Here is a 26,603-nt window from a genome sequence, read left to right as displayed (position 1 = left end):
AATAATGAGAGTAAGGGAAAGCGGGAGAAAGGCAGCACCATGTCAGAAGAGAGTCGTTCTCAGAACAACGATACAGTCTCCTCCACCTCGGCAGTATCCTCATATACTCCTTCCAGGAGCCAGAGCAGTTCATCAAGCATTTCAAGCCCTTCGATATCCTCCTCGTCATCTTCCCTGTCATCCTCATCTTTGCTGGCAGGCGCTCCGTCAGTCTCACCGGCAGACAGGGAGTATTCTCCTTCGAGAACGGACAGGGTGCAGAGGGCTGCCCATGATCTCTATAACATTGGCCTCTATCGCAAATTTGAGCGCCTCTTCGACGGCTATATCAACGGCGGCTCCGCTGAGGAAAATAACAGGCTTTCGGCGGTAAAGGCCTCTTATGCACCGCCCATAAACGGAACTGAGCGCAGCGATGATGTCTCTACTCATCACAGGCACCATGGCCATGGCCATGCTTCAGCTCAAGAGATGAGAAGAGAAGAAAATGCTCCCGGTGAAAGGGAAACTCCCTCTCAGAAGCAGGGCTTGCTGGAAGGTATGCCCGAGACCTCAATGGATGCCGAAATGGCAAAGATACAGCATACCATGAAGGAACTGGAGCAGCAGGTCGAGCATATGCGCCAGGAAGGACATACAAAGACAGATTCCCTCAATGCCCTCTGGCGTAATTATTACAGCCACCAGGACAGCCACCATGAAGGTCACCACGGTCGTCACCACGGTGGCCACCATGATGGATATCACCACGGTCGTCACCACGGTGCCGATCAGAATCATCAGTCCTCCGGGGCCTCAGAGGCAAAAGCATATAATGCCTGGGCTGAAGCTTATGCCCAGACAGCTCCCGCGGGCGGCAGCACATCCCGGGAAAGCCAGGGTGCGGAGGGCGCTCAGAGTATGGCACCCGCAAAGGAAACAGGCTGGAGAACCACCGGGTCGGCGCAGAGAAACACCACAGATACCTCTATGGAAGGAGCTGCCCGGAGAACCGGCACCAGCGGCTCTGTACCCGGCGGGAGCAATCCGGTGGCTGACGGAACGTCAGGCAACCCTGACGGGAAGCCGAACAGCACGTCAGTCAGCCCGGACGGAACAGTTCCCGGCAAGGATCACCTCACGAGTGACCTTGCGATAAATGCTGTTCCCGTTGATGCTACCGCTGTCTCGTCTGATACGGAATCGTCGTCGGTTACGCCGTCTGAATCCAGCACTATCAATGAGGAAGTAAGCTCAAAGGCAGAGAGTGTCTCCGAGGGAGTGCAGTCACAGGTGGAAGACCTCGGCTCCTATGTGACCTCCAAGGCCGGCGACGTGCAGGACAAAGTGGAGGTTCAGGCCGAGTCGATAGGGAACGAGATTCAGAACAAGTTGTCGCAGTCAACGTCGGAGGTACAGAAGCACCTCGGGAACAAGGGCATCCCGGCCGGCAATGATGCCGCCAATGTGGGCGAGAAAGTGGAGACCAACATAAAGGGCCTTCAGAATGAGGTTTCTCCCAAAGTCCAGGAAGTGAGATCCGATCTGAGCAGCGTGGCCCAGGAAATGCAGGGCGACCTGAAGTCCAAGGCCTCCGAGGCAGAAAAGGAAGTAAGGGAAGAGGTGGAGAGCTCAAAGGAGAAGCCTGCGTCCTCTTCCCGCACCGAGAAAAAGAGCACTGCATCAGACTCCAAGGCGCCTGTGAAGGCCCTCACGGTAAGCGGGGGAAAGACACCGGCCACGAAAAAAGTAGTGCCGGCTCTTATTAAAAAGGTGGTGCCCTCACCAGCCGGTACGGCACACCATGCGAAAAGCCTCACTGGCTCGCCGCTCATAAAGAACCATAAACCGGCGGCTCATCACGGATCTCCGGCCCATGGCCATCATGGCGTCCATCATAACAGGCAGCACGATAATAAGGTGCCAGTGACGCCCGTCGTCGAAGGCAAGGAAAAGCTTTGCAAAGTTCTCGTGCCGGTGGAAAAAGACGCTGCAAGGGATATGAAGGCAAATAGAGTGGAAAATAAGCCAAGAGTGAAAGACATGGTTGCGGAAAAGAAGGCTGACAGTGAAAACAATTCCTCCTCTGCACGCAGCCAGGAGCTGTCATCATCGGTATCACCCAAGATTGACCGTATACACAGCGAGCTGCAGTCAAAGACCATTGATATAAAAGGCGACGTGCAGAACAGGGTAGTGAGCCTCAACGACAATGTGCTCTCCAAGGTACAGCATATGAGCCACAACCTGAACAGTCAGGCTGAAAAACTATTCCAGGCTGCCGGAAGTCTTCCCTGGCAAGCTTCAGTCCCGCGCTCCTCTGGAGGAGCTGACCCTCAAAAGAACCAGAACAGTGGAGCTTCTCACGGAAAAGATGTCCCGGGCATATCCCAGCCCCATGCTGCCTATATCCCCGGTGTGAGGCCGTCACCTGTCTCTGCTGTGCCTCCCCCCTCACAATCATCAAAGGGAACGGCGCCTGATACCAAGCATCATGGCAGTGCAGTCAAAAGTGAAGGGATTGCCGGGAAAACCGAGAGGCGAGGCGAAACAGGGTCACCGCAGGAACCCAGGGCTTTAAACTGTGATAAGGGCCAGCAGGCAGCCGAGGCAGGAAAAGCGGGAGAGCAGGGCCGTGCCATTGCCGGGGAGCATGGGAAAACTCATGATATCGCCGGGAAGGCCCTCTTGCAGGAGAAGGCCCCCGTGAAGCCTCAGGAAGCCTCTCAGGAAAAAAGCAGGGAAGGTTTCCCGGGCAATGCGGCCCGGCAGAAAGAGCCTGCCCAGGCCAATGTCCAGGAGGCAAAGGTTTCTGGCGAGAAAAAGATCTCCCGCACTGAAAGCACAAGAACCCCGGTGAACAGCCCTGAGACGTCTGCCAGGCCCCTTTCCCAGGGTTATGCCCCTCCTCCAGCAGCAGAGCAGAGAGAGAATGGAGCAGCCCGGACGGTGGAGCCTGCCAGCAAGAATACCGTAGATGCAGAGCCGGTTCAGGCGAAGAGCACTGTCCGCGAGACAGGCATGGGCAGCCAGGCTCCTGGTGCTCTCCAGGCCCCTTCCGCAGGCGATCCATCAAAGGCGGGAGCAATCGTTCGCGATGCAGGAAGCTCACGTGAAGTTTCCCCGACAATTCAGGCTCCTGCTGCCTTGCAGGTGCTGTCAGAGAACGAGACGAACCAGGTCAAGAATAGTGAGAAAGACAAAGATCCTCTGAGGCAGGTCTCCGTCGCCACGAGGGAAGTGCCTCAGGAACAGGTAACGCGCGTGGTGCTCAGGACTTCCCTGCTTGCTCCGCAGCAGGAAGTGAATGACAAGCGTCTTTCCCAGCCCGCCGAGGAAGGGGCAGGAAAGCCGCAGGCTCCTGCAGAGAGCAACAGGCATGTCGATGAAGTCAGGTCCCTGAAGGAAATGCGCGATACTCTCAGGCTGATAAGGCCCGAAGATATCAAGGCCCCGGGAAAGAGGCAGATCTCAGAGAACAGCGATAGCCGGCAGAATTCCCCGCGGGCTGGAACAAAAAAAGACTCCGGGCTTCAGGCGCCTGCCAGGGCCGACTCAATGAAAGTCCCGGGAGAGCCGTCGATACGGGATAGAATCCTGCAAAGCCCCGAAGTGGCCATGAAAGCGCCGGCAAAATCGGAAGCTTTCCCGTCCAGGGGAAAAGACGCAGACATTCAGGGAAGCAGGGAGAATGCTTATTTCATGGGTGCACCGGACAAGGGCGCTTCCCCTGGCAGAGAATTCCTTCTTTCCACTTCGCAGGTGATCAAGCCGAGAACTGAGAATGTGCCCTCGGCTGCCCCCTCAGGCGCTCCCTCAGCACCGCCGGTGACAAAAGCTGTGCCTGAAACTATGGAATCACACAGAACCCTTATCGAGAAGATTGACAGCCTCGTTGCAAGAGCTGATGAAAAGCCCCAGGCCCAGAAGAGCATGCAGGCAGCCCCTCCCGCTGCCGCCCCCGCTGCCGCCCGGGATGAAGAGACAAAGGGCCTTCAGGGCAGGATTCAGCTCTCTGAAAAGCACCAGGGATTCACGAAAACCATGGGTGCTTCTGTTCTCAGGGGTGGAAAGGCCGCAGCGGAGTCCAGGCCCCTTGAGAAGATAGGCAGCCAGCACATGACGCGCATCTCTGCAGAGGGCGGGTCAAAGGATCCCGGAGGTTATGCCCGCTCCGTCATCAACGATTCAGTGGCTGGTGCCGAGACCAACAGGCCTTCCCTTGCCGAGCAGGTGAAGAATGAGCCCAGAACTGGCCAGACACCTTTCCTCCGTGTCGTGGAACCCAAGGCAGCAATGAAACAGGGGAGCACGGGAGAAGGAGAGGGAGAGCAGGGGAGAGATCCCGGAAGCTTTGTGGCAGCAGTCCAGGGACAGAAACCACGGGCCGCCGTGATCTCCCTGAGGAAGGAAGAGCCTCCACGGAGCGAAGCCCCTGCAGAGCAAGACAGCACGGTTATGGTAAAACAGAAGGCGCAGCAGGATGTCCAGAAAGACGCCGTTCAGAAGGTTGAGGCGACCAGGCAGACCCAGGTCAAGCAGGAGAACCAAGCAGTACAGAATGCCGCTTCAAGCATTGAATCCGTCATCAAGAAGTCCCAGAAGGAGAGCTGGACAGGCAATGAAATGGCGGCAAAGCTCATATACATGCTTATGAAAGCCTCCAGCACCTTTACCTTTGACCATTCCTCCAGGGTGATTGACCTCTCGGTTTCACTGGCAAGGCAGCTTGGCGTCACCGATGAAAAGCAGCTCAGGAGCATTGAGGATGGAGCCCGCTTCCACGACATCGGCGAAGTGGAGCTCGATCTCAAGGAAGCGCCCTCGCCGGTGAAAGAGCGCCTTTCAAAGTATCTCGGCGTGATCGATCTCAAGAACTGCAGCTTCCTGCACGATATAGGAAAGGTCAAGATCCCTGACAGCATCCTTTATAAGCCGGGCCGCCTTACCGACGAGGAATTTGAGGTCCTCAAGCAGCACCCCCTTATCGGCGAAGAGCTTCTGAAGCCTCTCCCCGCGATGTCCCATGTGCTTCCCGTGGTAAGAAACCACCATGAAAAGTATGACGGCTCGGGTTATCCTGACAAGCTGAAGGGCGAGGATATTCCCCTTGCGGCGAGGATAGTGAGCATCACCGATGCCTTTGACGCGATGGTCTCCGACAGGCCTTACCGTAAGGGAATGACCGTCGAGAATGCTGTAGAGGAGCTCAAGCGCTGCGCCGGCACCCATTTTGACCCGAAGCTCGTCGAGGCTTTCCTCCGGATAATAGAAGAACCGATGGCACAGTCTGCCTGAACCATACCAGTGAGCCCCTGCGAAAAAGGGATCACCCTCCCCTGAAGAGAACTATTTCCCCACAGAAGCGAGGTCCCCATGATTTGCGTACGGTGCGGAACACAGAATTTCGAAGGCGATGGAGTCTGCATGAGCTGCGGCGCCGTGCTTCCCAGGATACCAGAAGGCCTCACGCTCCCGCAGCAGAAGAGGGGACACCTTGCAACACTTGAAGCTGCCTGTCTTGACCTGAAGGAGGCCATAATCTCGCCCGATGAGTTTCTCCAGGTCCTTTCGGGAATCGGGAATAAAGTTGAGGCAAGCCTTGTTACCCTCAGAGAAATGGAAAGAACCCCCTTCAGTGATCCCGAACTGGAGGCTCTCATTGATGAAGAATATGGCTCGGCGCTCAGGGGCGCCGAGATGATGCTCGAAGCGCTGGCAGAGATGGTCCGGTACATTGAGAATACCGAAGAGGGATCAACCCTCTGTCTTGACGAAGGCCTCCAGCTTGCCTCCCAGGCCACAGACATCCTGAACCACTCCATTGACGTAGGACAGGAAGTGAACAGGGTGCTGGGGATGAGGGGGAGCCATCATACCGAAAGCTTCGCCTGATTCTGCTAACCCGCTGCCTGCTGTGCCTGGGCCTGTATCACCTTGTTCTGCGACTCTGCCATGGTTTTTTCACGGTCCGCCTGCATTTTTTCCGCTTCAGCCTTCTGGTTTGCCTGGGCTTCCCGGGACTGTGACATCTGATCCGCATACTCGGAATTCTGCGCATCCATCTGCGAGGCTTTTCTGCCCGTGCCCACTGTCCAGTCGCCCTGGCTGACGGAAGAAACTGGGTCTGAAGAGGTAAAGCTCATAATAACAGCTCCTTTCATGGTACAGGGATAAGTGAGGAAACACTCTCCCTTTTCACGTCATGAAGTATTATCACGACCTGGGAGAAAAAGTAAAGGGCTAGACAAGCTGCCCTAAGGCAGTACCGATCTCCTCCACCATGAAGATCAGCTTGTCCAGCACATTTTCCCATACATATTCACGGGCTGTAATCAGGGCATTGTTCCTCATGAAATTATGGAGGCCCCTGTCCAGGTTGACGCGGAGTATGAATGAGACGAGCTCGGCAGGATCATCGTTCTGGACACGGAAGCTGTTAAAGAAGCTCCTTGCATAATCTTCCCCCGTGTCACCCACGATAGCTATTCCCCCCTTGGCCATGACCTCGAGCCCCACGATGCCGAAAGGCTCGTAGCCAGAATTGGCCAGCACCGTGTCGGCAGTACCGTAAAGAAGCATCAGAAACTCCTCGGGCACATAGAAGTCCATCTCGATTATATCGGCCTGGCTGTGATGCCTCAGGGCATTAAGAATATGCTCGTATGAGGGATCACAGACCCTTATGACGGCATGGGAGAGGCCCAGGCGCTCCACGAGGCCCATTACTTCCCTCCTGTAAGGCTCACGGCCTCCCCTCATCACGAGGTGGGGCATGGCCCCGCTCTCCTTGAGGATGGCCAGGGCGTGAATTGCCTCCATCCAGCGCTTGTTGGGGTCGAAACGGCCGGTCTTCTGAAGGAGGAGGCCCCTGAAGCTCTCCCTCAGGATATGCTTGCGGAAAGGATCGACGGACCCTATGATTCTCCCGGGTATGCCATTGGGGAGCACCAGGGGATCGACGCCGTAAGGGAGGAGGCGCCTTCTCATGAATGAGCTTACGGTGGTGACGGTGCAGATGGCGTCAAGAGCCCGCAGGTCCACGTGGTGAAAGCCGAACTCGTTGTTGGCATTCCAGAGAATGATGCAGCTGTCTCTCAGGCCCTGCTCCCTCAGAAGAGCGTCAAGGATATGCACGGTCCTTGCCGTGTGCCAGTCCTCGGCAAGTATGACGATGGGCCGGCCCTCGCAGGCCGCAGGCTTTATGATATGCTCGACAAGGTAGGGAGGAAGGGATTTGTCCCACTCGTTGCGCTTTCCTTCCTCTCCCTCGTAAACGCCCTCGGGGTGGTAGCCGCTTACCCACTGGCACCAGCGGTGGAGCACCTGCTTGCGGCCATAGTTTTTCTCCTCTCCCGGCAGGTTACAGTCGCCGATGAAGAAGAAATGGTTGATGAAGCCCTGCTCCGAGAGCACCCTCGAAAGCTCGGTCATCCTTATGCCGAGCCCGCCGGCCTGCGAATAGAGATCAGGCCCTTCAAAGCAGAGGAGCACAAAAAGCGCCCTGTCAGGGGTAATAAACCTTGTCATCAGCCCTTTCCTCTCTGAGTGTCGAATCACCAGGACTTTCCTGCTGGAGTTTCCGGTGAGATTCGTGAAAGATCCTGAGAACTCCTTTTGATGAAGGCTGAAGCCCCGGGGCGTACGGCAGGAATGGCCCACTGTAGATAGAAGATACATGGAAATCAAGTGAAAGGAGCTCATATGAAGAAGGAAAAGCGCCTGGAGGTCGATAAATCTGATCCCCTTTACCAGGAGATATTCCGCCTTCCAAAGACGGATCTGCACTGCCACCTCGACGGCTCCCTGAGGATAGATACTATTGTCGAGCTCATCAAGGAACAGGGCATGCCCTATCCTGTCAGCAGGGAAGAGCTCTCAAAGCTTCTCGTGAAAGATAACCTTGTCTACGCGAAGAACAAGTCCCTTCCCGAATATCTCAAGGCCTTTGAGATAACCACTTCAGTGATGCAGAACGAGGCATCACTGGAAAGGATAGCCTTTGAAGTTGCAGAGGACGCCGCACAGGAAAACGTAAGGTACCTCGAAGTGCGTTTTGCCCCGATTCTTCATACCAACAAGGGGCTCGACATGGAGAGCATCACCTCCGCCGTGTGCAGGGGCCTTGCGAGGGCAGAGGGGAAATATGACATGGTGACAGGCATAATAATATGCGCCATGCGCCATTATGTGTCATGCGGCATAGAGGATAACCTCATGAAATCCCTTCCTTACGCTACTCACGACAGCGCATCAGTCCTCATGGCAGTTGAGACGGCCATGCACGCCGTCGAGATGGCCAAAAAGGATCACCATATCGTGGGATTCGACCTGGCGGGCGCCGAGATGGACAACCCGCCGAAGCGCTACAAAAAGGCCTTTTCCATTGTGACGAACGGATATATCCCCATAACGGTCCATGCCGGTGAGGCTTTCGGCCCCGAGAGCATCCAGCAGGCCGTCACCTGCAACAATGTAAAGAGGATAGGCCATGGCACGAATCTTTACAAGGATCCCCTTCTCATGTCATATTTCATGAATGAGAGGATCCCCATCGAGGTGTGCCTTACGAGCAACCTGCAGACCAATCCCGAGCATAATACCTATGAGTCCCACCCTCTCAGGATATACCTGGAGAACCGCCTGCGCACCACTCTCTGCACCGACAACAGGCTCGTATCCGATACCACCGTCACCAAGGAGCTCTATATAGCGGCGAAGGCATTCTCCCTCGATCTCAACCATATAAAGATCCTCATCACCCACGGCTTTAACAGCGCTCTTTACAACTGCTATTACCCCGAGGCGCTCAACTCCTACAATTCCATGCGAAACCTTCGCTCCAGGGTCGCCCGGGAGCTGAAGTACAAGGATGCCCTGGAAGAGGTGAACAAGGCTTATGTGAAAAGTGAGGGAGAATAGTGGCAGGGTTCGGGCGGTTTTTTCCCCGCGGGGGTGCGGCGGTCCTTGCGGCTTTTGTGGCTCTGCTCCTTTTAATCGGGGGATGCGGCCCCCCTCAAAGGAAAATCGGTGTCATTATTCCTCTTACCGGCATCAGGAAGAGCTTCGGCGAGTCCATGAAAAAGGGAATCGATATGGCGCTCCAGAACCTGAATGCCGGAAAGCAGCCTAAAGACCAGCTCCAGGTAGTCTACGTAGATGACCAGGGTGATGAGACCAAAGCCAGGGAAGCAGCGAAGCACTTTGCCGAGTCCAAGGAGATGCTGGCCCTTGTCGGCTCTTACAGCAACCTCTGCACCATCGCCATCGCAGAAGAGGCCGAGAAGGGAAAGATACCTCTCATCTCGCCGACGAGCGCTTCTGAAGAGATCTCCATGAGGGGTTACAAGTGGGTCTTCAGGATGAATGCCCCTGCCTCTTACTATGCCGTCACGGTCCTGGACTTTCTGAAGAACTGCACTCACACAAGGAGCCTTGCGGTGCTGTATGAAAACGATGACTTCGGCGTGAGAACTTCGGAGCACATCAGGAAGTACGCCTCCGACATGAAGTTTGAAATAAAGCAGTCAAGCGGCTTTGAAAACCAGTCCCTCACTTTTGAGCCTCTCCTCAGGGAGGTGAAGGCAAAGAAGCCTGAAGCCATCGTGATGATTGCCCACAAAGAGGACGGCCTCAACCTGATGAGAACGGCGCGGAAAGTGGAACTGAATCCCCGGGTTTTTGCGGGCTGCGGAGCCGGCTTCAGCCTCAGCGAGTTTCTGAGCGAAGGGAAAGGCGATGTGGAATATGTTTTCACGGTGACCCAGTGGAACCGCCTTGTTGAATGGCCCGGTGCGGGGGATTTTGTGAAGACCTTCAGGAGCCGCTATGGGGTGTACCCCGAGTACCACAGCGCCGAGACCTATGCCACCATGCAGGTCCTTGCGAAATGCATGGAAGGAGGGGATACCCTCACAAGAGACGGCCTCCGCACAAGGCTCCTTGCCCTTGATGCCGATACCGTATTCGGGAAAATAAGATTCGAGCATTTCGAGAGCTATACCAACCAGAACAGCCATCCCCTCCTTATCCAGCAGGTACAGAAGGGAGAATTCATGCTCGTGTGGCCCGCCAGCTTCAGCAAGGCACCTCTTCTATTCCCAATGCCTCCCTGGGACCAGCGGGAAGCACTCCGATGAAGGATGTGCAGGGCTCCCGGGATCACCGTGGAATAACCCTCCAGAAGGCAGGAGTGAAGGATATTTACCTGCCCCTGGAGATCAGGGTCCCCGACGGGTCGTACCAGCCCGTCCTCGCAAGGGTTTCCCTCTCGGCCGACCTTTCCCATGAGTGCCGCGGCACCCACATGAGCAGGTTTGTCGAGGAGCTCTACGGGTGGAGCCGCCGGAAGCTCTCGAGCATTGAGGTGAAGGAGATTCTCGAAGCCGTGAGAAAGAGCCTTGGTGCCCGGAGAGCCGAGATTGAGCTGGATTTCCGTTACTTCATTGCCAAGAGCACTCCTGTGAGCGAGGCCATGAGCCTCCTGGACTACGAGTGCCAGTTCAGCGGCGTGCTCATGGAAGAGGAATTCCTGTTCCGGCTCGGGGTAAAGATCCCTCTCCATATACTCTGCCCCTGCAGCAGGGAGATCTCCCATTTCGGCGCCCATAACCAGAGAGCTGTTCTCAAGGTGAGGGTCCACTACCCTGAAAGCGCTTTCATATGGATCGAGGAGCTCGTGTCAGGCCTCGAGCCCCTGGGGAGCGCCGCCATATTTCCCCTCCTGAAGCGGGCCGATGAAAAGTACGTGACGGAGCAGGCCTATGAGAACCCCAAGTTTGTCGAGGACGTGGTGAGGGATGCCGTGCTGCTCCTCAGGAGCGATTCGAGAATTGACTGGTTCGAGGTGGAGTGCGAATCAGCGGAGTCGATCCATAATCACAGCGCTTTTGCATACCACAGTGAGTCGCGCTGAGCTCTTCAGAGGAGGTCTTGCTCCTTCAGCATAGCCTCCACCAGGCGGGCTATGGCAGGCGACGAGGTGAGGCCCGGCGACTCGATCCCCAGCAGATGCAGTGCCCCCGGCGGATCAAAGAAAATCAGGAAATCATGGAAGCCTTCCCCCGGGCCCTGGAGCTTGGGGCGCATCCCTGCAATGTCAGGAGCCAGGTCCCGGGCCTCCAGGAAGGGAAGGAATGGGCGGGTTCTCTCAAAGAAGGCATCGCTCCGGGTCTCGTCAACATGGTAATCTCCAGGGTCCTGGACATACTCTGTGTCAGGCCCGAGGCGCATTCGCCCACCGAGGTCCAGTGTCGCATGTATGCCCAGGCCGGCCATCTCAGGCGGGGGATAGACAAGGTGGCTGATATGCCTCTCTTTTCCGTTACCCACGCTGAAATAACTTCCCTTGCAGAAGTGGATCCGATGGCGGTGGCCCAGAGCCGCTGCTATATTGTGGGCATCGAGGCCGGCGCAGTTTATAAGAAGCCTGGTGGTGAAATCAAAGCAGTTCCTGCAGGAATGGGCAACCTTCACACTGTAGCCGTCATCGAGCTTTTCCACTTCCGATACAAAGGAGCGGTATACGACCTGCCCTCCCTGCTCCTCGGCCTTCACCAGGAAATGGCGCATGAGGCGGTGCGAGTCAATAATACCCGTAGATTCTGAAAAAAGCGCCTCTTCTGCGGCAATGGCAGGCTCCATTGAAATGATTTCCTGCCTTGTGAGCCATCGGATCCCTTTTACTCCTGATGCAACGGCATTTTTCCTCACATTTTCGAGGGCTTCCCTTTCTTCGTCGCTGTTTGCCACGATGAGCTTCCCAATCCGCCTCGAGGGAATGCCGTGCTTCTCGCAGAACTCATAAAGCATTCTGTTCCCCTCGAGGCAGAGCCGTGCCTTGAGAGATTCCGGCCTGTAATAAAGGCCCCCGTGGATAACCTCGCTGTTCCTGGAGCTTGTCTCCTGGCCGAACTTCTCGTTCCTCTCGAGGACATAAAGAACCCTCTCCGTGCCGGCAAGATGGGCCGCCACGGCAAGACCCACGACACCGGCGCCTATTATGACGATATCTGCATCCATGCTACACCTCGAGCGCCGCCTTTGTCTCCGCGATTACCTGGTCGGGATAGCTCTTGAGGGAGTCAAGGGCGGTCTTCACCTGGGAAGTGAGGCTTGAAGCCGACAGATACTCCTTGATCTTCGAGAGGCTCACGGGGCCCTCTGCAAGATCCCTGCGGGACATTATGAAGACAAGCGTCTCGGCCACAAGCGGTATGGCGAGATCCCTGTTTTTGGCGTCGCGGCTTATGGTAATGAGAGGATCGCACCACGAGGCAGAGAGCTCCACGAGGGCCTTCCTGGACGGCGAGGACGGGGTGCTCTTCTGGCCGAGGCTGAAGATGTTTTTGATGAAGCTCTGCACGGCGCCGCTCTCTCCGCGGACTTTCTCGAAGAGGGGAGGCACCGCCGCGGGGCCCACTGAATGGAGGACTTCCATCAGAGAGGCCGTAAGAGGTTCCTTTTTCAGTCCCTCGATGAGGGCTGGCGTGGCTTTCTCACCGAATCTCCTGAGGAGGTTCACTACATGAGCCCTGGAGGAAGATACCTCAAGGCACTCAACGAGTGTCGCGGTGATGGCTTCGGTCTTCATCGAGAGAAAGACCTCGTCAAGGGCTTCGCCTATGACGGGGACACCCAGGAAAGGGAGGCACTCCCGGACGGAACCGGGGCCAATCTCCCTCAGAATGCCCTGGAGAGTCTCACGCTTCAGGTCGTCAATGAGGGCATTTGCCACTTCCTTCACGGCGGGAATTCCTGTAGCCACAAGGGCGCTCACCGCCACGGGCTTTTTAGCCCCGTCCTCGAGGGCCGTGATAAGGAGCGGCACCACGGGAGCTCCCATGTCTGAAAGGATAGTGACTGCGTGATCCCGTGCCTTCTCGGTGTAGCGGGGTATAGCGTCAATTATCACGGAGGCTCCTTTTGCGCCGACAGTCACGAAGGCAAGCCTTATGAAATCGAAGAGCTGATCGTCATCCAGGTAAGCAACAAGCTCAGAGAGCGTGGCAGGCTCCATGGAGGTGATGAGGGAAAAGGCCCTCTTGGTGAAGGGATCCCTTATCCCCTTGAGGGCTTCTTCGAGGGAGTCGCTCCTGATTTTCAGTGTTTCCTGCACGGAACCAAAGATCTTGCTTTTCTGGAGATCCTTCAGAACACTCCTCATGCCCGACTCAATCTTCCCGGCAAGGCTTGTGGAGTCAATGATGCTCTTCCCCTTGAGCCTGATCTCGGCAAGGAGCGATTCCAGCACGGCACTGGGAGGGAATCTGCCCAGGAGGGCCTGGACCCTTTCACCGCGGGTGCTGTCACCGAGGGATTTCACCAGGGGGGGGACAGCCGGTGCTCCTGCCTGGAGGAGGAGTGATTCCGCCGTGGGCGCGAGGCTCTCATCTGACAGGAGGGGGATGAGGAGGGGAGGGCTCTCGTCTGGAAAGCGCGCCAGGAGGGTTGTCACGAGACCCGTACACGTCCCGAGCCTGAGCGCTTCAGCAAGGTAAGGGAGGCTGTCCTTGCCGAAACGGAGGATATATTCCTCTGCGAGGGCCGAGAGGCCATCGTTTTTCCCCGCCTCTTCGAGAAGCACGGGGACCGTGGAAGGACCGAAAGTACCAAGTATCGCCAGGGCCTTTCCCTTCAGAGCCTCATCCCGGAGAGCTTTCACGAGGGGCTCATAGGAGCTGCTGCCAATATCGCTGAGGAGCTGTGATGCCGTGCCCTCAATAAGGGGATCGTCAAGAGCGGTAACCAGCACCTCTGCCGCAGGTTTCCCGATATTCCTGAGGATCTCCCTGGCGCGGATCCAGGCCCTGTCCTCCCTGAGGCTCACGATCTTCATACCGCCTTCCTGAGCCCGCTGCTCCCGCGCCCTGATAACCTCGATAAGGGGTGCCACGGCCTGCCCTTCAAAGAAGACCAGAGTCTCCTCAGTGCCGGGTATCTCTTCCTCCTTCTCGAGATCCTTCAGAAGCTCAAATATGGCCTGGTTGCCAAGAGCTTTCAAGGCTGATCGGGCGCCATTTTTCCGCTTTTCATCACCCAGTGCCTCCTTCAGGGAAGGTATGGCCTCATTGCCGAATTTTGCAAGGATAGCCACGATCTCGTCAAGAGCCTTCTCGTTATCCAGCGATTTTATAAGACAGGGCACTGTTTTCACGCCGGTGTTGATGATGGTCTGCGAAGCCTCAATTTTTCTGTCATCATCGCAGAGAAGGCCTATGAGGCCCTCCATGTGGCGTAAGAAAAGCTCTTCCTTGACCTCTTCCTCGACTTTTACCCCTTCCTCGGGCGATATCTTGAGCTCTTCCCGCCTGCGGGCAAGCTTCTCACTGTCTTCAGGGGAGACTTTCCCGAATTTCCATGCCTCGACGACAAGCTTCCTGTACTCCTCGAAGCGGACCTCCTTCACCGTGGCGAAAGCTTTCAGCTTCCCTGTGAGGGCCTCGATGTCGCCGTAAAGATCGGCATCTTTGAAGGAGTGGCCCGACTGGTAGTTCATGTAGCTCGCCTTGTTGTCCTGGGAGCTGTTATAGAAGAAAATCTCCTGGGAGCTTGCGCCTTCAAACCTGTCGCTGAAGACCACGAAGGGATGAAGATCGAGGAGGGCATTCCGCTCCCTGTGGTAGAGATACATGTGGCTCGCATTTTCCGCCGAGGCAGTGGAGATATCCCGGTTCTCAAACTGCGCGAAAGCGCCCATGCACCGTTTCACGGAGTGATGGTAAGTTTCCCCCTCCTTCTTTGAGTATCGTATGAAGAGGAGATCGTAATCGCGGAGAAACGAAAGGTTAAGGAGCAGGTCCTCTATTTTCGGCGCTATCTCCTCGGCTTTCGCCTCGCAGTCTTTGGGCGACGAGGGGCCTCCGCCGTGGGCCAGCCTGTTTCTCTCGTTGATAAGCTCGTCTATGATTTTGGCATTCTCGGACTGCTTCTTGTTTGCCTTGAAATAGAAGTGGTATATCTCCGGCAGGAAGAGGTCCTCGGGCCTTGTGTGATGAGCGCTCAGCGTCTCCCTGAGGACGGCGTTCCAGGTGCCCAGAGAAGGCCGCGGCAGAAAGGAGAGAAGGAACGTGGCGTGCTCCGCCGTCACGGGCCCTCTCAGCAGGGAGCCCAGGGTGATGGTGGCAAGGTATTTCACAAGGCTTTCCAGAACCTCGATGGACTTGTCAAGCTTTGTCTTGAACTCCTCGGCGTTTCTCATGGAAAAATAGGGGTAAGAGAGGGGGAAAGGATACTCCAGCTTGAGCAGAGTGGTGGTTTTGTCGTCGAGCTTTGAAACCATAAGGCACCTCCAGGGAACAAGTTCAGACTGCCCATGCAGATCAATAGGCTGTTATTGTGAAGCCCTTTCTTCCAGCATTCCCCTCAGCAGCCCTGAATCAGAAGGCCAGCGGAGCGCTCTTGCCGGTTTCTTTCCGTGGCTGTGAGAATCTTTTTCTGTGATGACGATGAGGGGGACATTTATCGTTGCCTCGCCAAGCTTCAAGGCTTTCATGAAGTCCTTCACCGTGAGATCGGGCAGGTCATCTGAGATGATGATGGAATGGTAATCCCCCGTGGAAGCCATGCGGAGGCCTTCCATGCCGTTTGAGGCCAGCTCGGGCAGGGTTCCTTCCGATTCAAGGTATGCCGTGATGGAGGAGCGCAGCTTCTCATTGCTGCACACCACGAGGAAACTGCCGGCAAGCGGCGCTTCCTTTTCTTTCGTCGCAGGAAGTGAAAAGGTGAACGACGTGCCCTTACCCGGGGAGCTTTCGAGGGCGATGGGGCTCCTGTGGGCTTCCAGCACATTTTTCACAATGTAGAGGCCCAGGCCTGTTCCTTTTTTCTCGCCCTGCACCTGGCGGTATTTTTCGAAAATGTGCTCCTGGTCCTTCGCCGGGATGCCTTTCCCCGTGTCAAAGACCTTGATGACGGCCATCTCGCCTTCAGGGCGGGCCTCTATGCCAATCGTCCCCCCGCGGGGTGTGTAGCGGAAGGCGTTGATGACGAGATTTTCAAATACGTGGCTGAGCTTGTCTTTGTCTCCGTAGACTTTGAGGTCCTTACTTGATGAGAACTCAAGGGTGATCTCCTGGAACTGCGCAAGGGGCATGAAGAGGGCCTTCATTTTTTCGAGGACTTCGGAGAAAGAGAACGATTCGAAATGGTACGTGCTCATATGGGCATCCATGCGTGATGCAGTCACGATGTTGTTGATCTGGTTCAGCAGGATGCTGCCGGACTGGCTTATCATCATGAGGTATTCAAAGACGTCCTTGTCGGCTTCTTTACCCAGCCTGCGCTGCAGGATCTGGGCATATCCCATCATTGATGCCAGGGGGTTCTTGAGATCGTGGGCCAGGATGGCGATGAACTCCTCGCGGGCCTTCTTGAGCTCTGATTCGATGGTCTTGCGTACCGTGATATCTGAGACAAAGCACACGGTGAGTGAGCCTGAAGGTGAGTCAATATGGCTGAGGGCCACTTCCACGGGAACTTCCCTCCCGTCTTTGCGAAGGCAGTTGATATCTTTTCCGGCGCCCATCACGTGTGCAGTGGGATGCTTGAGATATTGCAGGTGAAGCGCTTCATGCCGTGCCTTTATGCTCTCCGGTATCAGGATATCCATGGAGCTGCCTTTGAGCTCCTCTTCCGGGTAGCCGGTGAGCTCCGCGGCTTTCCTGTTGGCAATCACTATGGCGCTCGTGTCATCGATCATGAAGATGGCAAGGGGGGCATAGGCCAGGATGCTCCTGACGCGCGCTTCAAATTCACTGCTTCTTTTCTCCATCATTTCCTGCAAGGTGATGTCGATGCCTGTGGCGACGATATACCTGAGGGTGCCGCCGCCTGCCGGGATTTGTGAGAGGGACCAGGAAATGATTGCTTTTTCACCGTTCAGTGCAGTCAACGCGCTTCTATAATGGAATTCTCTCTTCCCTTCGCTGAGCGTGGAGCATACGGGATCGGCATTTCCCTTCTCGTCGGTGAGGGGGGCAATTTCGCAGAAAGGCTTTCCATTTACTGAGCCGGGTTTAAAAAAGCGGCTGCTCTCCGAGGAGAGGCAGCAGTGAATCACGCGGCCCTGGGGATCCAGCAGGAGCACAAGGGCGTTGATGCTGCCCAGGATATCCCTGAAAAGGCTCTCATCGAGCGGGATTTCAACGGGGAGATCGAGGGAAGGCGCTGCCGGAGAGTCCATTTTTCATACTCCAGGAGAACAGAATATTCCAGTCATGAGCGATTATAGCAGAAAGGGGCTTGGGTGGTCAAATAGTGGCGTGTCATGAGGCCACACGCCTGATTCTTGTTGATGGTCTTTCCTCTTTCTGTTATAATGAAGTGGAAGATTCGGCAATACCTGCAGAGAGGTGCCATGGAGCGTTATCGAGAGCTTCTGGATAAAGCGAAGACCATTCAGGACCCCCTTAAGAGGACTTTATTTTTCCTTGGTCTCATGTCTGAGGCACTTGGTTCAGAGAAAGAAAGGCCCGTTGTGGTGGGGGGATTTGCACTTGAGTTTTACTCTACCGGCGGATATGCGACCGGTGATGTGGACCTGGTCTATGCGGATCCCGGATCTCTCGGGGTCCTGCTCAATGGATGGGGCTTCCGGAAGGAGGGGAGGCACTGGATAAGTGAGGAACTCGACCTCTTCATTGAAATCCCAGGCTTTGCACTCGCCGGGGAAGAGCGCGACAGGGTCACCATCGTTGAAGTGGAGGGCCTGCAAGTGGCTCTCATCGGCATAGAGGACCTTATAGTGGACAGGCTGAATGCCTTTGTTCACTGGAAGTCCACCGATGACGGCTACTGGGCCGAAGAGCTGCTTTTCATGTATGGAGACAACATTGACCGTGCCTATCTTGAACGAAGGTGCGTTGAGGAGCACACTGCGGCAGCCCTTGGGGAGCTCTGCGGGGAAGTGGCGAGGCTTAAGCATGAGAACCCTTGAGTTCGAACGATTCATCAGGGAAAAGAAAGAGAATTTTTTTGCTGTCCGGGCAGTCCTGGGCCGGAAGAGGGGCACGCGCCGTAAGAATCGTGATGCCGCCGAACGCGAGGCCCTTATGCGCATGGATAAGAAGCGGCTCTCTACATGGCTCAATGAAGGCACCCTGGAAATTGTTTCACCTAACCACTTTATCTTCAGGCTGTAGAGCAGGGAAGCTGCCTGTATCGGAGAACCGAGGGGAGTCCGTATGGAGAAGGACACAATCCAGGCAATGATACACTCTCCCTATGAATCCATGAGGCCCATCACCTTTTTGCCCTCGCGATGCGCTTTCTCTCCGTGGCCCCTATCTTTCCGGAGGGGCCGTATCCCCAGAGCTCCCAGAAGCCCAGGAGGCGGGCCGCGGTTATCTCGATCCGCCTGAGCCCCTTCACGCTCTTATAGCCATAGAGCTCGGGCGCCACAAGGCGCAGCGGGCCGCCTCTTTCGGGGGCAAGGGGTTGGCCTTCCAGGGTGTCCGCAAGAATGGCGCCTTCAAGCTCCTGCAGTGAAAATGAAGCCGAGTAGCCGCCATGGGAGATGAACCTTACGAATCTGCCGCCAGGCAGGAGCCTTATCCGGGCAAGGAAATCCTTCCAGAGGACTCCCTCCCAGGTTACATCCAGGACGCTCCAGCCGGTGATGCAGTGAAAATCCCTTTTCAGCTCAGAGCGGGGAAGGCACCTGAATGAATCCCAGTCCAGGACCAGCTTTTCTTCCACCTCTCCGGAGACCTCCAGGCGCCACGACGGCAGGTCAGGCCACTCCATGCCGTCAATGGAGTAAGTGACAAGCTCAGAAAGATACTTCCTCGGTGCTGACGCCCGCCACAGCGCCACAGGCAGGGAGAGAATCCAGGCGACGATCTCCACGATGCGGTTCATCTCATCACCTTTCTGTCGCAGGCTCACTGGATCAAGCAATCAACGGCCCTTGCCCGATCCGCCCGGGGGCAGGGGTGCCTCTCTATAATGATGCTTGGAGGCCCCCGGAGGACTGCTCCATGATAACTGCCATTCCCCTGGAGGATCATTCCCGATCATTTTATCTCTTCTGGAAAAGCGGCCTTCAGAAGCCCGGGGAGACACCGGCGGCATGCGCCGCTGATTCCCGCCGGACTCCTCTTTGATAGACCAGGAAAGGGGCCCCTGCTTCAGAGAGGGAGCCGAAGGTGAAGGTGAGTTCAAAGGGCGCCCTGCCCCTCACGGTGAGGGTCCGAAGGCCGTGGAGGAGGTGGAGGTGGCAGGCCTCGCAGAGCACGATGAGGTTCCAGGGGTCATCGGTGCCGCCCTGGGAGCGCCTGATGATGTGATGCACGTGCAAATTCCGACGGCACCGGCAGCCGGGGGTCTGGCAGCGAAACCGGTCGCGCTTCAGGATTTTGTGATGATGGGCCGCTTTTTTCAAGGTTCCCTCGGTCTTGAGATAGTCCGCCATGAGGGCGGCAAGGAATTTTTCTTCCGGGAGGACCAGGCTGTCAGCGCCTTCCGCCAGGGCAAGCCTGACGAGAAAGGCATGGGCCGCGAGGTTCCAGAGCACCTCAAGCTCCCGGGGGAGAAAGAATTTTATCATCATGGTTCCTGTGGCAGCTCTTGAGGGGCTCCCTGCCGAGAGGATGTCCACCAGGAAGGTCTCCTCGGGGCTCTCACCCCGGGGGATGGTGCAGAGCTCCCGGGCTTTTTGCCCCGCACACAGGCGCGAATCTTTTTCAATTTTCATGGAGGCCTCGGAGGCCATCATCTCTTCTACACCGCTGAAATACTTCCAGGGCGCATCGAAGCGCCTGTCGCGGGAAGCGAAGAGCTCCTCGTCGTCTGCCTCAAGAGGCCACGAAGAATCAAGTGAGGGCCCCTTGTACCACGAGCCGTCACGTATGCAGTCCTGCACCTCCTCCGGCAGGTCGTGAAGCCTCTCGTCGGTGACGTAGCGGAATCCGGGAAGCAGAGTATAATTGTGGGGGACCAGGCAGTCATACTCCAGGATCCTGGCGACACGCCCCGCCTCTTCCCTGAGGTCAACGGTGGGCACGCTCGCGGCATAGGCGATCCACTGTGACTCATTCCTGGAGTCCACGAGGGGAAGAATGAGGCGCGCCTGTTCCCTGGTGATGACGCCTTTTCTGAAGGCGTCATCGGTGAGTGAGTGGCGCCGGAATCCCTCGGCGAGCATTATGAGCTGGCGGGTCTGCGCCATCGAGAAGCCGCAGCGCTCCCCTGCATAGTCCTCGATGAATTCATAGCCGAGAAGGCGGTGGAGCTGCCGCTCATCCATCGCCCGAAGGAGCATCCCCGCGGCCACGTCGAGCCTCTGGCGGATCGAGGCGGCCCTGATCAGGCGGCCTGCAATTGCCCTCGCGGAGGCCCCGGTAACTTTTTCCGGCCGGGCCTCTTCAAGCCACGACGGGAAGAAGATGCTCCATGGTGATGACCACGGAGTCTCACCGGCCTCTCCCTCGCCGGCCTGCCCGCTGACCTCGCCGGGAGCGCTCACGCGGCGGTTTCTCATCCTCCTTTTCAGGAGGGGACCCCCCCGGGAGAATATGGGGCGGTTCCCGTCGGCATCGAGGGCTGGAAGCTCCGGCGCCACTTTCCCTGAGGCCAGGAAGTTCGCAAGGAGCGCCTCGACAAATCCCGAAAGCGGTCCGTCATAGTGCTCCCTGTCCCGGAAGAGGGAGAGGGCGAAGTCCCAGGTGAGGGCAAGGGACGGTGCCACGCTGAAATACATCATCGTGCCCTCAGGCTCAGCATCGTGTGCCTTATCGCTTACCCCGGAAGCGGGAGCCGATCCGGCATTTTCTCCCGCGAGAGCCCTTTTCACTTCCCTCTCAAGGCCGCACAGAGAGCGCGCCCGGGCGACACCGAGCCACTCTCCCTCGTTCTCGGGCGTGATGACCCTCGAAAGATGCCTGAGAGCGCTTTTGGCGATCCTGCCCTGCAGATAGGCCTCCCGCGTGAGGGGCAGGCTCCTGAGGAGCTTATAGTTGTGCATCAGCTCCGATGCGGTGCGCCCCGAGAAAGAGAGATGCTCCGTGGCGAAGGTCCCCATGGAGCGGTATCCTAACTGATCAACTCCTTTCGATTTGAGAGTAACGAGAAGACCGCCAAGCACGAGATCCAGTGCCAGGCGGCCGCGGACTGCCTCGCAGAGCAGAAAATCAATGCGCTCTGCCCGCTCATCCCTGTCGATTGAGCCGAAGGAGCTGTCCTCCGTGAGCTTTTCCGCTTCGGGGATGAGGCCCTCACTGGTGATTTTTACCAGGCGCTCCGTCTGGTGACTGGTTTCAGCGGGAAGCTCATAAGGCTCCGGGAGAAGGAGCATATCCTCGTAATCCTGGGAAGAAAAAGGATCACCGAGGTGAAGAAGCTCTTCTTCATCAGGGAGAAACAGGGCAGCAATGAATTGGGTTACATGTGTATCCATGATTATATCATAGCATATCAGCGATAAAATATCAAACAGGTCACCTCTCTGAAACCTCATCACGGCAACGATAAAACGCCATCACCCAGTGTCCTTCCAATGGCCCGGATGAGGCGAAAAGGTCAAAAATGACCCTGAAGGCTGTTACGCGCCAGCCAGCGAGCGGCCAGGCCGGTTTTCGGGCATTTCAAGTCGGACCCGCTTCCGGGCGGAAGAATTTTTGTAATCGTTCAGTCCCTCCCAGGGAGCCGTTTGTTTCACCGAAAATAATCTTTGTCCCTGTTGGTAAAGAATATGTGACAGCCCAATTGACGAGTTCTGAAAAGCCTTGATGTTATCCGGGAAAAACTTGATCATGATCCACTTAAACTGGATCATAAACTGGATCACTTGCGATTGTGTCTAATTTATTATCTGCCTTCGGAACTGTTGAAATAGGGATTCATCTAATATTGGATCAGCACCTGGGAAAGCAAAGGGGCAGGTTCAGAACCTGCCCCATATGCATTGCCCGGCTATAATCTGGAGCCCTTATTTTATGCTGGCTATCAGCAGGGCATCCCTGAAGAGATTGTTCACGAAATCGCCGGCGCTTTTCCGCTCGAGCTCGTCAGGCATCTGAATTCCATATTTTCCCAGCACTGATTCCAGCTCACCCTTTTGAAGGAGCTCCTCGGCGGTGCTTCCCTTGTAGCCTTTCTCGCCGAGCGAGCCGTCAAGCTCCGCCATGACGCTCTTCAGCTGCCCTGAATCCTGACCCTTCCCTTCACCTGTGGGATTGGGGAGCTGCGGGCCGCCCGCCTCGCCTCTCTGGAGCTGGGTATTCTGTTCGAAGGCATTCACAATATCTGCAGCATTGTTGGGAGTGACAGCCTGTCCATCGCCGCCAACGCCGGTGAGGCCGCCGAGGCCGCCGGCATTCGCCAGGGGTGACAGGGGCGAGCCGCCCTGGAGCTGGGGAGCATTGGCTCCGTATTTTCCCTTCAATATGTTCAGCGCTTCGACCCACTCCTTGTCATCGGTATCAAGAACGCCATTGGCGCTCGTATCGACAAAGGCATCGCCGTTGGCGAATTTGATGGCCGGATGGCCGTTGATCTTGGTGACCTCTGCTTCGATGCCTCTCTCCCTCAGCTTGTTCGCCAGCTCTTCCGGCTTCATGCCGCTTTTGCCGGCCTTCTTGAAGATGTCGGCAATTGTGGCCACTTCCTGGGCGTTCATCCTGGTCCCGTTCTTATTGATGATGGGCTCTCCGCCTCCGGCGGCTCCTGCAGCCGGGGAAGCTCCTGTCATCCCGTCAACTCCTCTGCCGGCTCCCTTTGCCTCTCCTGCCTTCGCACCCTGCTGGGGCTGAGCCGCCTTGGGTTTTACCGCCTTATCCTGCGGCTCCTCAGCCTGCGGCTCCTGAGCCTGCGGCTTCTGAGCCAGGGAATTTTCCCACTTCATCTTCTGCTCCTGCAGGTCTGCTGACAGTTCCTCGATTCTTGAAAAATCAAAGTTGGGGATTCCAGGTATTCCTTCCATAGTAGCCTCCAGATTCCAGGATATTCATTATCTTACCCGCTTTATCACCGGCGCCGGTGAATTGAAATTCAATTAATTCTGAAAAAAATCTGAATATCATTAATATTTTGTAAAATTCTCTGATTCATTTTTTCAGAATGAGCTGTGCAATTATTGCCTATACTGTCTCAGGAGCCGTACATGCTATGAATGGTGCGCTTCTGCTCATCGGTGAATTTATGATTCAGCACGAAGTCCATGCCGTAGCGGCTGATATAGAGAAAGAGGATCTCCCTGTACTTGAGGTACATCCAGAGAGGCTCGCCATATTGAAGATGGCAGGCGGCCTTGCAGATATCGGCCATCTCCATCACTTCGCGGGGCGTCATTCCTGTGAGGGAGCGGTAGCCCATGCTTGTTGAAAGCTCCTGCTCGTCCATAATGCATTCCACGAGGCCCAATTTTTCCGCCTTGTCCTTAAGGGCGGCATGCCTGCCGAGAGTGAAGACGCTTCTTCCATAGGAGTGGATGATATCGGTGTGATCCCTTATAAGGTCGATGGTCATCTCCGCCTCCTCTCTTGTCTCGGTGGGAAGGCCGAAGAAGATGTAGGCAAAGTTCCAGATACCGGAATCGCTTGAGCTCTTGAGGATCTCCAGCCTTTTCTCGAAATCCACGCCTTTGTTGATGAGCTTCATTATTCTCGCGCTTCCCGATTCCACACCCCACAGGAGCATGACAAGGCCGCTCTTTCTGTAAAGATCAAGGCGCCTTCTGGTAAAGGCGCGCTCTGTCCGTGCGTTGCAGAACCACGTGATGTCGAGCTTTTCCTTGATGATCCGCCGGGCCATTGCATCCATATACTGAGGGGTGATGGACTCGTCGATAAACTCGAAATGCCTGATGCCATAAGAGGTATTGAGGAATCTGATTTCATCGATAAGGCGGTCCACGTCTTTGATATCGGGCTCAACACCGAAGTCAGTGTCGCAGAAGGTGCATTTCTGCCAGTAGCAGCCTTTGCTGGACTGAAGGGAGATTGCCAGATCAGGTACGAAATACCTGTCCAGAGGCAGATCGTCCAGCACCTGGTGGTGAAGGTCGTTGAGGGGAACGGGCATGTCCCTGGAGGTATAGACAGGCCGCCCCAGCTCCGGATCCGCATATATGAGGGAGGGGACGCCTTTCAGGCTCTCTCCTCCTTTGAGTGCCGCAATCAGTTTCAGCAGCGGCTTCTGCCCCTCGCCGAGTATAATACTGTCGGTGAAGAGGTCAAAGAGCTCCTTGCGGGAGAGAATCACCTCCCTGAGCTTTGTGAAATAGTTGCCCCCTATGTTCAGGTGGCATCCCTCCGGCTTTTTCTGCATCAGGATCCTGGAAAGCGTCAATCCCGGGAGGAGCTGTGTCGGCGAGTTGATGGAGATGCCTATGATATCGGCCTGATATTTAAGGAGCCGCGTGGCCTCCCTCTTCATGAACGGGAGGAACATGTTTTCGTCTGCATCATTTGTGAAATCAATGATCCCCTGCACGGTGAGGGGGAAGCGGGGGGTGAAAAAGTCATTGAACCTTATCTTTGCAGGATAATAGGGGAGTGACGCGATTTCAAGGGCTTTATCGACGGTGAGGAAGGCTTTCACGAGAAGGAAAGGGTCATAGAACTTCTCCCTCGAGTCAAAGACGGAGAAAGCCAGGGGAAGCTCTTCCTTGACCTTTTGGATCATCTGTTCCCGTCTCCCGGGATTTTTTTCAATCTTCAGCAGCCTCGCGCTGTCAATCTGGGCGGCAAGGGAGTCATCATTGCTCGCCAGGGTGATCATGAGCTTCTGCTTGAGGAACTGATAGCTGTTTTCCGCCTTTGCCGCCGAATAATCCATATATTCCGGCGACAGTATGTGGCGGTAGAATTTTATGTTGATATCCTCAAGGACCACCTCATGCCCTTCACCTTTCAGGTGGCCTGCAAGGGTGGCGAGGGAGAAGTGGGGATTCAGGGGGATCCACTGGGGAGGGAAGATGAGGAGTGTTTTCTGTTTCTCGTCCTTCATTTTTTGTCAAGGTTCTTCTTCATTGATGAAAGGAATGCATCGCCCAAGGTCTTTGCGCTTGACCGTGACATGGCATCGGGATCCTCCGCCTCCCCCTCTGGCTGTTCCGCCTGAACCTCTCTCTGTGATGCCTCCTCTGCCGTGGGCTCCCGCCGGGGCTGAGTGAGCAGGTGCCTGTTGTCATCGACGTGACGGGCTATTTCCTCCACTATGGGGAGCATTCTTTCCTGATAAATGACGTGGATCTCCCTGAGAAGCTCTTCCTGCTGGATCATCGCCGCCTCCACGATATCCTCTTCGCCATATATCTCAAAATCAAGCAGGAGGTCCTTTATCTCTTTTATACGATGGGCATAGTTCACATAGGCATTGATCCGCTCCATTATCTCCTCGGTAGTAAGCTTCATCGTCCACCTCCAGACACCCCAAGCTGACGCTCTTGCTCTATTTCACGAAAGAATCCCATCCTCCTGCATTTTGTCCTTCAACTTTCTCATGTGGTGCCGACTTCGCAGGGCCCATGGAATCCTCGGGGAGTCTGTCCCCGATTTTACCCGAACATCTTCTTGAAGCGCTGGGCCCCTATCCAGAAGACTACCACGCCGAGAGCCGTGAGTTTGAGGAACTCAGTCCACATGAAGAGGAGGGAGTTGCCCTTCAGAATGATGCCGTAGCCCAGGTCCAGGTAATATTTCAGGGGGGAGAAGTTCACGAGGAACGCCATCCAGGGCGGCATGGCCTCCGGCGGCACCCACGTGCCCGAAAGGAACATGATGGGGAAGAGGACCAGGAGGGTGAGCAGGACGGTCTCAGAGAGGTTGTTGGAGAGCGTCGAGACAAGGAGGCCTATCCCCGACGCGGTGAAGCAGAACACGGTGGTCACGATGAGAAATTCCAGCAGGCTCCCCATGAAGGGGACATGGATCAGCGGTATCAGGATGGTGTAGATGCAGATGAAGCTCGCGAAAATGAAGACCACCATCATGGGGAGCACCTTGGCGAACATTATCTCGTAAGGCTTCACGGGCGTCACCATGAGCTGCTCGATGGTGCCGAACTGCTTTTCGTTCACCATTGCCGTGGCGGGAAGCAGGATGGCGATGAGGGTGAAGATGGTGAAAAACTCCTGGAGCGTCATCGCCCATGCATCATTCAGGTTGGGGTTGAAGGCGAAGCGCGTCTCGCTCCTGATGAGTGGCATGAGCTTGTACATCACCGTCGAGACCTGCCATTCCTTCGTGAGAATCTCGTTCTGAAAATCAGCGATGATTGCTCCCACGTACCCCGCGGCTATCTCTGCCGTGTTGCTTGTCGTGGCGTCCAGCACAAGCTGCACGCGGGCTCCCCTGTAAGAGACGATATTATCCTGGAATTTCCTTGGTATGATGAGCACTGCGCCCACGTCGTCGCCAAGGATGAGGTCCTGCACCTTCTTTTCATCGTCTATGTAGGAATGGATGACAAAGTAGGGAGGCCTCAGCTTCCTTACCAGGTCGTAGCTTTTCTGGCTCTTGTCCATGTCGTAGATGGCGATGGGGAAGTTCTTGAGGTCCGACGTGACCTGGGCGGCCATCCACACGTCGAGCGTGGCCGCGTAGAGGACGATGACGAGCAGCACGGTATTCCTTGTGAACTGGATTACCTCTTTCCTGAGAAGGGTGAAGAACTTGAAGCCCATC

Annotated in this window: 18 protein-coding genes; 7 read left to right on the top strand and 11 right to left on the bottom strand. The window is 55.9% G+C overall.

From position 1 onward, the window contains the following. The first annotated feature begins 39 nt into the window (after positions 1-39). Positions 40-5,277 (top strand): HD domain-containing phosphohydrolase, encoded by a 5,238-nt coding sequence (locus tag RDV48_14050; protein ID MDQ7823918.1) that lies wholly within the window; start codon positions 40-42, stop codon positions 5,275-5,277. Between the two features lie 129 nt (positions 5,278-5,406). Further along, a complete protein-coding gene (locus RDV48_14045) occupies positions 5,407-5,874 on the top strand; it encodes a hypothetical protein (GenBank protein MDQ7823917.1) in 468 nt (155 codons plus the stop codon). A 5-nt stretch (positions 5,875-5,879) separates the two neighbouring features. On the opposite strand, the gene RDV48_14040 is transcribed toward RDV48_14045, so the two are convergent. Next, positions 5,880-6,125 (bottom strand): hypothetical protein, encoded by a 246-nt coding sequence (locus RDV48_14040; GenBank protein MDQ7823916.1) that lies wholly within the window; start codon positions 6,123-6,125, stop codon positions 5,880-5,882. Positions 6,126-6,222: 97 nt separating this feature from the next. Next, the gene (locus RDV48_14035; protein ID MDQ7823915.1) at positions 6,223-7,509 is read right to left on the bottom strand and encodes a glycosyltransferase; all 1,287 of its coding nucleotides are present in this window, start codon (positions 7,507-7,509) and stop codon (positions 6,223-6,225) included. A gap of 174 nt (positions 7,510-7,683) precedes the next feature. Between RDV48_14035 and RDV48_14030 the strand changes: the two genes are divergently transcribed. Genes RDV48_14030 through folE2 form a run of 3 tightly spaced genes read left to right on the top strand, consistent with a single transcriptional unit; the run spans position 7,684 to position 10,894 of the window. Further along, entirely contained in the window at positions 7,684-8,901 is a 1,218-nt protein-coding gene (locus RDV48_14030; protein ID MDQ7823914.1) for an adenosine deaminase family protein, read from the top strand. Continuing rightward, positions 8,901-10,118, top strand: a complete 1,218-nt coding sequence (locus RDV48_14025) for an ABC transporter substrate-binding protein (protein ID MDQ7823913.1) — start codon at positions 8,901-8,903, stop codon at positions 10,116-10,118. The genes RDV48_14030 and RDV48_14025 overlap by 1 nt, the downstream gene beginning before the upstream one ends. Then, positions 10,115-10,894: a GTP cyclohydrolase FolE2 gene (gene folE2 / locus RDV48_14020; protein ID MDQ7823912.1), complete on the top strand. Its 780-nt coding sequence runs from the start codon at positions 10,115-10,117 to the stop codon at positions 10,892-10,894. The genes RDV48_14025 and folE2 overlap by 4 nt, the downstream gene beginning before the upstream one ends. A 5-nt stretch (positions 10,895-10,899) precedes the next feature. On the opposite strand, the gene RDV48_14015 is transcribed toward folE2, so the two are convergent. From RDV48_14015 to RDV48_14005, 3 genes are read right to left on the bottom strand one after another with little or no spacing between them, the layout of a single operon-like run. Continuing rightward, a complete protein-coding gene (locus RDV48_14015) occupies positions 10,900-12,000 on the bottom strand; it encodes an NAD(P)/FAD-dependent oxidoreductase (GenBank protein ID MDQ7823911.1) in 1,101 nt (366 codons plus the stop codon). Position 12,001: 1 nt separating this feature from the next. Then, positions 12,002-15,259, bottom strand: coding sequence for a hypothetical protein (locus RDV48_14010; GenBank protein ID MDQ7823910.1), 3,258 nt, complete (start codon positions 15,257-15,259; stop codon positions 12,002-12,004). A 51-nt stretch (positions 15,260-15,310) separates the two neighbouring features. After that, positions 15,311-17,161, bottom strand: a complete 1,851-nt coding sequence (locus tag RDV48_14005) for a PAS domain S-box protein (GenBank protein ID MDQ7823909.1) — start codon at positions 17,159-17,161, stop codon at positions 15,311-15,313. Between the two features lie 174 nt (positions 17,162-17,335). On the opposite strand from RDV48_14005, the gene RDV48_14000 reads away from it, so the two are divergent. Both RDV48_14000 and RDV48_13995 read left to right on the top strand, forming a co-directional pair. Continuing rightward, positions 17,336-17,914: a UbiD family decarboxylase gene (locus tag RDV48_14000; GenBank protein MDQ7823908.1), complete on the top strand. Its 579-nt coding sequence runs from the start codon at positions 17,336-17,338 to the stop codon at positions 17,912-17,914. Then, complete coding sequence (locus RDV48_13995; GenBank protein MDQ7823907.1) at positions 17,901-18,119, top strand: hypothetical protein; 219 nt, start codon at positions 17,901-17,903, stop codon at positions 18,117-18,119. Before RDV48_14000 ends, RDV48_13995 begins: the two co-directional genes overlap by 14 nt. A 100-nt stretch (positions 18,120-18,219) precedes the next feature. On the opposite strand, the gene RDV48_13990 is transcribed toward RDV48_13995, so the two are convergent. The 6 genes from RDV48_13990 to RDV48_13965 all read right to left on the bottom strand — a co-directional run bounded on the left by RDV48_13990 (position 18,220) and on the right by RDV48_13965 (position 26,602). After that, positions 18,220-18,837 (bottom strand): molybdopterin-dependent oxidoreductase, encoded by a 618-nt coding sequence (locus RDV48_13990; protein ID MDQ7823906.1) that lies wholly within the window; start codon positions 18,835-18,837, stop codon positions 18,220-18,222. 184 nt (positions 18,838-19,021) lie between these two features. Then, positions 19,022-21,373 (bottom strand): HNH endonuclease signature motif containing protein, encoded by a 2,352-nt coding sequence (locus tag RDV48_13985; GenBank protein MDQ7823905.1) that lies wholly within the window; start codon positions 21,371-21,373, stop codon positions 19,022-19,024. 531 nt (positions 21,374-21,904) lie between these two features. Then, positions 21,905-22,897 (bottom strand): hypothetical protein, encoded by a 993-nt coding sequence (locus RDV48_13980; protein ID MDQ7823904.1) that lies wholly within the window; start codon positions 22,895-22,897, stop codon positions 21,905-21,907. Positions 22,898-23,064: 167 nt separating this feature from the next. Beyond that, complete coding sequence (locus RDV48_13975; protein MDQ7823903.1) at positions 23,065-24,924, bottom strand: radical SAM protein; 1,860 nt, start codon at positions 24,922-24,924, stop codon at positions 23,065-23,067. Further along, the gene (locus RDV48_13970) at positions 24,921-25,331 is read right to left on the bottom strand and encodes a hypothetical protein (protein ID MDQ7823902.1); all 411 of its coding nucleotides are present in this window, start codon (positions 25,329-25,331) and stop codon (positions 24,921-24,923) included. Before RDV48_13970 ends, RDV48_13975 begins: the two co-directional genes overlap by 4 nt. A gap of 143 nt (positions 25,332-25,474) precedes the next feature. Next, the gene (locus RDV48_13965; protein ID MDQ7823901.1) at positions 25,475-26,602 is read right to left on the bottom strand and encodes an ABC transporter permease; all 1,128 of its coding nucleotides are present in this window, start codon (positions 26,600-26,602) and stop codon (positions 25,475-25,477) included. Position 26,603 lies beyond the last annotated feature (1 nt).

It is taken from the genome of Candidatus Eremiobacterota bacterium (assembly GCA_031082125.1).
Lineage (GTDB): Bacteria > Vulcanimicrobiota > CADAWZ01 > CADAWZ01 > Ess09-12 > Ess09-12.
This window is presented reverse-complemented; position numbering and strand designations above follow the sequence as displayed.

Bases quoted from the DNA above. Each gene is read 5' to 3' on its own strand.
- RDV48_13990 (MDQ7823906.1), bottom strand. From the start codon at position 18,837: ATGAACCGCATCGTGGAGATCGTCGCCTGGATTCTCTCCCTGCCTGTG.
- RDV48_14000 (MDQ7823908.1), top strand. From the start codon at position 17,336: ATGGAGCGTTATCGAGAGCTTCTGGATAAAGCGAAGACCATTCAGGAC.
- folE2 (MDQ7823912.1), top strand. From the start codon at position 10,115: ATGAAGGATGTGCAGGGCTCCCGGGATCACCGTGGAATAACCCTCCAG.
- RDV48_14015 (MDQ7823911.1), bottom strand. From the start codon at position 12,000: ATGGATGCAGATATCGTCATAATAGGCGCCGGTGTCGTGGGTCTTGCC.
- RDV48_13970 (MDQ7823902.1), bottom strand. From the start codon at position 25,331: ATGAAGCTTACTACCGAGGAGATAATGGAGCGGATCAATGCCTATGTG.
- RDV48_14050 (MDQ7823918.1), top strand. From the start codon at position 40: ATGTCAGAAGAGAGTCGTTCTCAGAACAACGATACAGTCTCCTCCACC.
- RDV48_13980 (MDQ7823904.1), bottom strand. From the start codon at position 22,897: ATGGAAGGAATACCTGGAATCCCCAACTTTGATTTTTCAAGAATCGAG.
- RDV48_13965 (MDQ7823901.1), bottom strand. From the start codon at position 26,602: ATGGGCTTCAAGTTCTTCACCCTTCTCAGGAAAGAGGTAATCCAGTTC.
- RDV48_14035 (MDQ7823915.1), bottom strand. From the start codon at position 7,509: ATGACAAGGTTTATTACCCCTGACAGGGCGCTTTTTGTGCTCCTCTGC.
- RDV48_14030 (MDQ7823914.1), top strand. From the start codon at position 7,684: ATGAAGAAGGAAAAGCGCCTGGAGGTCGATAAATCTGATCCCCTTTAC.
- RDV48_14005 (MDQ7823909.1), bottom strand. From the start codon at position 17,161: ATGGACTCTCCGGCAGCGCCTTCCCTCGATCTCCCCGTTGAAATCCCG.
- RDV48_13975 (MDQ7823903.1), bottom strand. From the start codon at position 24,924: ATGAAGGACGAGAAACAGAAAACACTCCTCATCTTCCCTCCCCAGTGG.
- RDV48_14045 (MDQ7823917.1), top strand. From the start codon at position 5,407: ATGAGCTGCGGCGCCGTGCTTCCCAGGATACCAGAAGGCCTCACGCTC.
- RDV48_14040 (MDQ7823916.1), bottom strand. From the start codon at position 6,125: ATGAGCTTTACCTCTTCAGACCCAGTTTCTTCCGTCAGCCAGGGCGAC.
- RDV48_14010 (MDQ7823910.1), bottom strand. From the start codon at position 15,259: ATGGTTTCAAAGCTCGACGACAAAACCACCACTCTGCTCAAGCTGGAG.
- RDV48_13995 (MDQ7823907.1), top strand. From the start codon at position 17,901: ATGAGAACCCTTGAGTTCGAACGATTCATCAGGGAAAAGAAAGAGAAT.
- RDV48_13985 (MDQ7823905.1), bottom strand. From the start codon at position 21,373: ATGGATACACATGTAACCCAATTCATTGCTGCCCTGTTTCTCCCTGAT.